Origin of the sequence: Rhodococcus sp. A14, from assembly GCF_011603105.1 — a bacterium.
GTDB classification, from domain to species: domain Bacteria; phylum Actinomycetota; class Actinomycetes; order Mycobacteriales; family Mycobacteriaceae; genus Rhodococcus_F; species Rhodococcus_F opacus.
Genome location: NZ_JAAOQS010000040.1, coordinates 60,646 through 68,352, shown reverse-complemented (window position 1 = coordinate 68,352; position 7,707 = coordinate 60,646). Strand labels below are relative to the sequence as shown.

The window sequence follows — 7,707 nt, the reverse complement described above, 5'->3', positions numbered from 1 at the left end:
GTGGTGGCCAGATCATGGTGATGACTCCCGGTGCGCTGAGATCGTCCAGTCGACCGTCCGGCCCACGGCCTCCGCATACCGTTCGAGCGTCGACAGGCGGGGGTCGACGTCGCCGCGTTCGAGCCGGGCCACGGCCGACTGCGACGTGCCCATGTGGGCGGCGATCTCCGTCTGCGTCAGACCGCGCTCGCGGCGAGTGCTGACGAGCTCGTCCAGCAGCGCTCGACGCCGATCGGACAGGTGCTCCAGTCCGGGAAAAGACGTGCGTCGAGGGGTGGTCGACATACCATCGATGATATCTCGAGAACGGTATACGGAGGGGTGCTCATGGCGAAGGTTCGTGCGGCCGTCATCGGCGGCGGCATCATCGGTCTGGCGGTCGCCCGGGAACTTCTGCACCGGATGGACAGCGTCGAGGTAACGCTGTTCGAGAAGGAATCGCGGGTCGCGGCCCACCAGACCGGCCACAACAGCGGCGTCGTCCACGCCGGCCTGTACTACCCGCCGGGCAGCCTGAAAGCGCGCCTGTGCCGCCGTGGCGTCACCCTCCTGCAGCAGTACGCGGAGAACAAGGGTGTGGCCTACGAGGAATGCGGCAAAGTGGTGGTCGCCCACGACTCGTCCGAAGTGGCGCGGATGGACGCCATCTTCGACAGAGCGGTGGCCAACGGCGTCCCCGGCATCCGCAAGGTCCCGGGGGAGGAGATCCCCGAGATCGAACCGCACGCACGCGGCGTCGCCGCCGTGCACTCGCCGCACACCGCGATCATCGACTACGTGGCGGTCGCGGAGGCTCTCGCCGCGGACATCGCCGCCGCGGGCGGACGCGTCCTCCTCGGCCGGGAGGTCGTGGGCCTGGACAGCCGGACCGCGGAAACGGTGGTCACCACCCGGCAGGGCCGTGAGGCCTTCGACCTGGTGGTCACGTGCGCGGGACTGCAGTCCGACCGGGTGGCACTGATGTCGGGTGAACCGCGATCACCTCGGGTGGTGCCCTTCTTCGGCGACTACTTCCTGCTCGAGCCCGAGCGGTCCTCGCTCGTGAAGGGGCTGATCTACCCGGTTCCGGACCCGCGGTACCCGTTCCTCGGCGTCCACCTGACCAAGAGGATCGACGGGCGAATCATGCTCGGACCGAACGCCTTTCTCGCCTTCGGGCGGGAGGCATACGACCGTCGGGGGTGGTCGGCGTCGGACGTGATGTCGGCGGTCGGGTTTCCCGGGTTCTGGCGGTTCGCCGTGCACAACACCGCGGCGGCAGTCCGCGAGGCCCGCACCGTCTTCAGCACGGGACAGTTCGTGAAGGAGGCGCAGAAGTACGTGCCCGACGTGCGCCGCTCCGACGTCACCCGCGGACCCCGGGGCATCCGCGCTCAGGCGATGAACGCCGACGGCAGCCTCGAGGACGACTTCGTCATCACCGGGGCGGGACGCGTCGTTCACGTCCGGAACGCGCCCTCACCGGGTGCGACGTCGTCCCTCGCCATCGCGGAACACGTCGTGACGGAGGTCATCGCCCGCGCGACCGCGTGACCTGCCGGGTCTACGACGTGGCACGCCCGAGCGGCAACCCGTCCTCGAGGAACTCCAGTGCGCGCAGGGCGAGTGGCAGATCACCGGGAAGCAGATCGACCACACCGAGGATGACCCCGACGATCGCCCCGGCGAGCGCGCGGACCTCGAAGTCGTCGGCGGTGCGTCCGACCCTGCGCGCCATGACACCCGCGATCATGTCGATGCTGCGCACCATTTCCTGCATGATGGCACCGCGAAGTTCCGGGACCGAGTACAGCAGTTCCTGACGCTTCCGCTCGAAGTCCAAGTCTGCCTGGGACAGGCCGGCCAACACGGACTCGGCCGCCTTCCGGAATGCGGTGATCAGCGGGACGTCCGGCGGTTGCGCTTCGATCGCCTCGATCATGACCGGGTCGAGGTCGTCGGCGAGCACCAGTTGTTCCTTGGTGGGGAAGTAGCGGAAGAACGTGCTCGGCGACACGTCCGCCGCCTCCGCGATCTGCTCGATCGTGGTTTCGGCGTAGCCCTGTTCACGGAACAACCGAAACGCCTCGGAACGGATGGTCAGCCGGGTGCGCGCCTTCTTCCGCTCCCGCAGGCCTGGTCGAGCGTCAATGGACATGTACCGATTCTGACTCATCCTGCTCCCGGGCCGGGGTATCGCGGGGCGTGAACCGCGCTGCGAGCACCATCGCGACGGCGCAGATGCCCGCGCACACCCACAGCATGAGCCCCATCCCGGACAGGAACGACGCCTGGACCTGCGCGAGCATCGACGGGTCGCCGGTCGCCTCGGCCACCGCGACGCCGGCGTTGACGCCGTCGCGGACCGGATCCACGTCGAGTGCGCCCAGTTCGGTCCGGTAGCGGGTGGCGAGCACGGTGCCCAGCACCGCGACCCCGATCGTTCCGCCTGCCTGCCGCAGCGCCTGGATCAGCGCCGAGCCGGAACCGGACCGTTCGGCCGACAGTGCGCCCAGGGCCGCACCCATCGCCGCCGGCATCACGAAACCCATTCCCGCGCCGACGAGTGCGATCCATGTCGCGGTGACCCAGTACGCGGAATCGACGGAGGTCAGGGCGCCGGTCGCGAGTCCCGCCGTGAGGAGGGCGAACCCGATGACGATGACCGGCCGGGCGCCGGCGCGCCGAAGCAGTTGGTCGCAGAGCCGGGTGCCGACCAGCAGTCCGCCGATCAACGGCAGCAGACGGAGGCCGCTACCCAGCGCGTCGACCCCGAGCACGGCCTGGAAGTACTGCGGAACCGTGAAGAACAGCCCGAACATCCCGAAGTTGACCAGCGTCGTGAAGATCGTGCCCCAGCGGAATCCGGGACTGGCGAACAGCGACGTGTCGATCAGGGGATGACGCGACCGACGCTCCCACATCGCGAACAGTCCGAGCACGACCACGGCCGCCGCGATCGACGTCAATGCCAGTGTGTCGCCCCAGCCGTCCTGGCCGGCCTTGATGAAACCGTAAGTGAGGCAGAGTAATCCGAATGACGACAGTGTGGCGCCGAGATAGTCGGTGGGCGACTGCTCCTCGCTGCGCGATTCCGGGACCAGGGTCGCGACGGCGATCGCGCCGACGACGACCAGCGGCACGTTGATCAGGAACACCGATCCCCACCAGAAGTTTTCGAGCAACCACCCGCCGAGAATCGGGCCGAGGGGCAGGCCGATCGCGGTGGACGTCACCCAGATGGTCAGTGCCCGCGACCGTTCGCCAGCGTCGGGGAACAGCACGGGCAGCACCGCCATCGACAGCGGCATCATCACCGCGGCCCCCAGCCCCAGCAGGGTGCGTCCGGCGATCAGTTGACCCGACGTGGTCGCGTAACTGCAGAGCAGCGACGCGACACCGAACAGGACGAGGGCGCCGAGCAGGAGTTTCTTGCGGCCGTACCGGTCGCCGAGCGCACCCGCAGGAAGCAGTGCGGCCGCGAGGACCAGCGTGTATGCGGAACTGAACCACTGCAATTGCGAGTTGTCCGCTCCGAGATCGACCGCCAGTGTCGGCAGTGCCACCGTCAGGACCGTGATGTCGAGACCGATGGTCAGCATGGCCACGGACAGGGCTCCGAGCGCCCACCAGCGGCGTGGGGCGACTTCGATGACCGTCGTTTCACTCATGACAGCTCCACTCGAAAGGAAGTTACTATATTTTGATAGTAACTCTCACTTTGTGGCTGTCAAGGGACCGGTCAGCGCCGGCGGAGCTGCAGTGTGAAGCCCTCGGGCATGAGGGTGAGCCGCTCGGTGACCTTCAGTCGATAGCTCGGGTCGCCCACGATGTCGTATCGACGCAGGATCGTGCCGAGAACCAGGACCGCCTCGTGCAGGGCGAACTGTCGTCCGATGCAGGCGCGCTCGCCGGTCCCGAACGGCTTGTACACGTGCGCGGGACGGGACCGGATGCGCTCGGGCAGGAAATGGTCGGGGTCGAACGCCTCGGGATCGTCACCCCACACGGGGTCGCGGTGCAGGGCGGGGATGAGGACGAGAACCCAGTCGCCAACCTTCATCGGGTACTTGCCGACGAGGGTGGTGTCGACGGTCGCCTCCCTGCCGTACGCGGGGGCTGTCGGCCACAGCCGCAACGATTCGTCGAGCACCCGGCGCACGTAGCGGAGTTTCGCGATCTGCTCGAACGCAGGCTCTTCGTCGCCCCAGACCGCGTCGACCTCCGCCTGCGCCTTCGCGAGGACGTCGGGATGTCGCGACAGATAGTACAGGGCGAACGACAGTGCGCCGGAGGTGGTCTCGTGCCCCGCGACCAGGAACGTCACCACCTGGTGGCGGATGTTCAACTCGTCGATCCGATGGGGATCGTCCTCCCGCGCTGCCCGCAGCATGAGTTCGAGCAGGTCCTCGGGGCCGGCCTCGGCGCTGTCGCGACGGGCACGGATCACCTCGTCGACGACCTCGGCCATGTGTTCGAGGTTGGCGACGTTGCGTCGATCCGACCGTCGCATCAGCAGGCGCCCGAGCGCGCTGGACTTCACGAACGTGGTGCGCTGCGAATGGCTCAGCGCTCCGACCATCGCCTGCACGAAGGGGTGCGGCCGCTCGCGTCTGAACGAGTCGAAGGAATAGCTGAAGCCGGTGCGGCCGATGGTCTCGAGCGTCAGCTTCGTCATGTCGGAGGAGACGTCGACGGGGGAGCCGTCCACCCGCTCGTCCCAGTGCTCCGCCAGTTCGCCTGCGACATCCAGCATCGTGCGGTGATACGACCGCATCGCGGATTTGGTGAATGCCGGGGCGAGGAGGTTGTGCGCCTTGCTCCAGTTCGGCTCGTGGTTGTAGGCGGTGAACAACCCGTCGCCACCCACCTCACGCAGCGACGCGACACCGGGCGCCAGGTGCTTCGCGAACCGGGATTCGTCGGAAAGTTCCGCGACCATGTCGGCACCGGAGGCGAATACGAACCGATTGCCGAGGACGTTGCGCTCGAAGATGGGCCCGAGCTTTCTGCCGATCTCCATCGAATTCTGCACGGGAGTGCGGATGCTGATCCCGAAGACGTCGCCGACGACGGGAAGCCGCCATCGAGGATGCGGGATGGTCGCCTCCGCTGTGGTGTGCAGTGATTCGACGCTCATGTCGACCCCCGTGTCGATGTGGCCTGCGTTACTGAATTGATGTCTAGTACGCAAGGTACGCCTTACTGAACCGGTGTCAAGCAGTACGGTGACTGGCATGACCAGCGCCCGCCGACGGCTCGCCCCGGAGCAGCGCCGGGCGCAGTTGCTCGACATCGGCGCGCGGCTGTTCGCGGACCGCCCCTACGAGGACGTGTGGATCGAGGAGGTCGCGGAACTCGCCGAGGTGTCGCGCGGATTGATGTACCACTACTTCCCGACGAAGCGCGATTTCTTCGCCGCGATCGTCGAACGCGAATCCGAACGACTGCTCGAGGTGACGGCCCCCGACTCCACGCTCCCCGTCGAGGAACAGGTCGCGGCCGGCCTCGACGCGTACTTCGAGCACGTCGCGAGCCACCGGCACGGAGTCCGGGCCATCAACCACGGCGCACTGTCGGCCGACGCCGACATCCGGGCCATCGTCGAGCGGGAACTCGACGCCCAGCAGCGCCGCATCGTCGACGCGCTCGATCCCCCCGACGGCGAACGGGAACTCGTCGGCGTCGCGGTGCGCGGGTGGATCGCCTTCGTGCGCGCCGTGTGCATGGACTGGCTCGATCACCCGTCGATCGCCGAGGGTGAGCTACGTGAACTCTGCCTGCGCTCGCTGCGCGGAATGCTGGGTGGGCGGCTCGACTGAGCCGCGCTCAGCGTCCGGCTCTGCCGGGGGTCCGGGCTACCGGGCGGGACCGTCCTGGAGCCGCATCGAGCCGGACTCGATGTACCGCTGGTGGAACGAGAACGCCTCCCCGAGCAGGTGCGGCGTCTGGCCGGCTCCCGGGGTGGCCGTCGCCCGCTCGACGTAGTCGGTGAGCAGCGGCCGGAATTCCGGATGCGCACAGCGCTCGATGATCACCCGTGCCCTCCGGCGCGGCGACAACCCCCGCAAGTCGGCGAGGCCCTGCTCGGTGACCAGCACCTGGGTGTCGTGTTCGGTGTGGTCGACGTGCGGGGTCATCGGGACGATCGACGAGATCGCCCCGTTCTTCGCCGTCGACGGGCTGAGGAACATCGACAGGTACCCGTTGCGCGCGAAGTCCCCGGAACCGCCGATGCCGTTCATGATCTTGGTGCCCATCACGTGCGTCGAATTGACGTTCCCGTAGACGTCGGCCTCCAACATCCCGTTCATCGCGATGATTCCCAATCGGCGGACCACCTCGGGGTGGTTGCTGATTTCCTGCGGACGGAGCCGGATGTGCTGCCGGTAGAAGTCGATGTTGGAGGTCAACTCCTCGATCCCCGCCTCCGAGAGCGCCAGCGCGGTAGCCGACGCGAACCGGACGGTGCCGTGCTTGATCAAGTGCAGCATCCCGTCCTGGATGACCTCGGAATAGCAGGTCAAACCCCGATACGGGCCGCGATCGAGCCCGCCGAGCACGGCATTGGCCACGTTTCCGACGCCCGCCTGCAGTGGCAGCAGGGTGTTCTCCGGGAGCCGGCCACGCCTCACCTCGTGGTCGAAGAAGTCCAGCACGTGGGCCGCGATCGCCTCGCTGACCGCATCCGGCGCCGTCAGCGCACTCGCACTGTCGGGGGCATTCGTCTCCACCACCGCAACAACCTTGGCCGGGTCCACCCGGTAATGCGGTTGCCCGATGCGGTCCTCGACGTCGGTGAGTTCGATCGGCCGGCGGTGCGGGGGCAGCGCTGTGCCGTAGTAGATGTCGTGGATACCGTCCATCGCGTCCGGAACCCACGAGTTGACCTCGAGAATGACTTTCTCCGCGACGTCGAGCCACGTCTTGTTGTTTCCGACCGACGCGGAGGGGATCAGCTCACCGGTCTCGGTGATGCCGGAAACCTCGACGACCGCGACGTTCACCACGCCGTAGTAGCCCTCCCACACCTGCTGCGCCACGTGCGACAGGTGGATGTCGACGTAATCCATCCGCCCCTGGTTGATCTTCTGCCGCGCCGTGGATTCCGCCTGGTAGGGCATCCGCAGGGCGATTCCGTCGATCTCGGCGAGCATCTTCTCGGTCTCCGTCGACACGGACGCCCCGGTCAGCAAGTCGATGGTGAAATTCGCGCCGGCCGCGCGCGCGGAGTGAATCCGGTCAGCCAAGGCCGGGATGACCGCCTTGGGTGTCCCTGCGCTGGCGAAACCGCTGACAGCGACGGTGTCACCCGGACCGATGGCCTTCACCGCTTCCTCCGCCGACGTCACCTTCTGCTGAAACGCCGAATGTCGTATCCGGTTCGACTGCAACGGGGACGCGGGATCACTGATCTGGAGGCTCACGGCGGCCAGTGTAGAAGTGAGTGGCGTGACCCGAACACCCGAAAGTTCGTCGGATCACATCCGGTGTTCGCCACTGCCCGTCGTCCGCGACCGTTCGTCGCGGCGGGCCCGCCGCTCGTCGGTTCTGCGAGGTCGCCCGTCGAATCGCGTACGCGGCCGCCTCATATCGTGATTCTGGTCACACGACGAGCGCTTCCCGTGCGAAAGCTCGGCGAGAACGCCGATGGAGAGGCGGAGGGTACGGGATCGGCAGAACGCTGGCATGTAAATAAATCAGTTGATATATTTAAGCCGAAATCCC

7 protein-coding genes are annotated in these 7,707 nt (G+C 67.2%); 2 read left to right on the top strand and 5 right to left on the bottom strand.

The genetic code is table 11. The annotated features are described in order from the left end of the window. Window positions 1-12: 12 nt before the first annotated feature. The gene (locus G9373_RS21580) at window positions 13-285 is read right to left on the bottom strand and encodes a helix-turn-helix transcriptional regulator (protein ID WP_005244633.1); all 273 of its coding nucleotides are present in this window, start codon (window positions 283-285) and stop codon (window positions 13-15) included. Window positions 286-327: 42 nt separating this feature from the next. On the opposite strand from G9373_RS21580, the gene lhgO reads away from it, so the two are divergent. Then, a complete protein-coding gene (lhgO, locus tag G9373_RS21575; protein WP_133986063.1) occupies window positions 328-1,533 on the top strand; it encodes an L-2-hydroxyglutarate oxidase in 1,206 nt (401 codons plus the stop codon). A gap of 10 nt (window positions 1,534-1,543) precedes the next feature. Here lhgO and G9373_RS21570 read toward each other — a convergent pair whose 3' ends face one another. The 3 genes from G9373_RS21570 to G9373_RS21560 form a co-directional block, all read right to left on the bottom strand. Then, window positions 1,544-2,137, bottom strand: a complete 594-nt coding sequence (locus tag G9373_RS21570) for a TetR family transcriptional regulator (protein WP_120659747.1) — start codon at window positions 2,135-2,137, stop codon at window positions 1,544-1,546. Beyond that, window positions 2,127-3,650: an MFS transporter gene (locus tag G9373_RS21565; protein WP_120659746.1), complete on the bottom strand. Its 1,524-nt coding sequence runs from the start codon at window positions 3,648-3,650 to the stop codon at window positions 2,127-2,129. The genes G9373_RS21570 and G9373_RS21565 overlap by 11 nt, the downstream gene beginning before the upstream one ends. A 71-nt stretch (window positions 3,651-3,721) precedes the next feature. Beyond that, on the bottom strand, window positions 3,722-5,119 hold the full coding sequence (locus tag G9373_RS21560) for a cytochrome P450 (protein ID WP_120659745.1): 1,398 nt from the start codon (window positions 5,117-5,119) through the stop codon (window positions 3,722-3,724). Between the two features lie 97 nt (window positions 5,120-5,216). On the opposite strand from G9373_RS21560, the gene G9373_RS21555 reads away from it, so the two are divergent. Further along, entirely contained in the window at window positions 5,217-5,801 is a 585-nt protein-coding gene (locus tag G9373_RS21555) for a TetR/AcrR family transcriptional regulator (protein WP_005258658.1), read from the top strand. 36 nt (window positions 5,802-5,837) lie between these two features. Here the strand turns inward: G9373_RS21555 and G9373_RS21550 are convergent, their stop codons facing one another. Continuing rightward, entirely contained in the window at window positions 5,838-7,373 is a 1,536-nt protein-coding gene (locus tag G9373_RS21550) for an acetyl-CoA hydrolase/transferase family protein (RefSeq protein WP_054246013.1), read from the bottom strand. Window positions 7,374-7,707: the final 334 nt, after the last annotated feature.

Bases quoted from the DNA above. Each gene is read 5' to 3' on its own strand.
- G9373_RS21565 (WP_120659746.1), bottom strand. From the start codon at position 3,650: ATGAGTGAAACGACGGTCATCGAAGTCGCCCCACGCCGCTGGTGGGCG.
- G9373_RS21560 (WP_120659745.1), bottom strand. From the start codon at position 5,119: ATGAGCGTCGAATCACTGCACACCACAGCGGAGGCGACCATCCCGCAT.
- G9373_RS21555 (WP_005258658.1), top strand. From the start codon at position 5,217: ATGACCAGCGCCCGCCGACGGCTCGCCCCGGAGCAGCGCCGGGCGCAG.
- lhgO (WP_133986063.1), top strand. From the start codon at position 328: ATGGCGAAGGTTCGTGCGGCCGTCATCGGCGGCGGCATCATCGGTCTG.
- G9373_RS21580 (WP_005244633.1), bottom strand. From the start codon at position 285: ATGTCGACCACCCCTCGACGCACGTCTTTTCCCGGACTGGAGCACCTG.
- G9373_RS21570 (WP_120659747.1), bottom strand. From the start codon at position 2,137: ATGTCCATTGACGCTCGACCAGGCCTGCGGGAGCGGAAGAAGGCGCGC.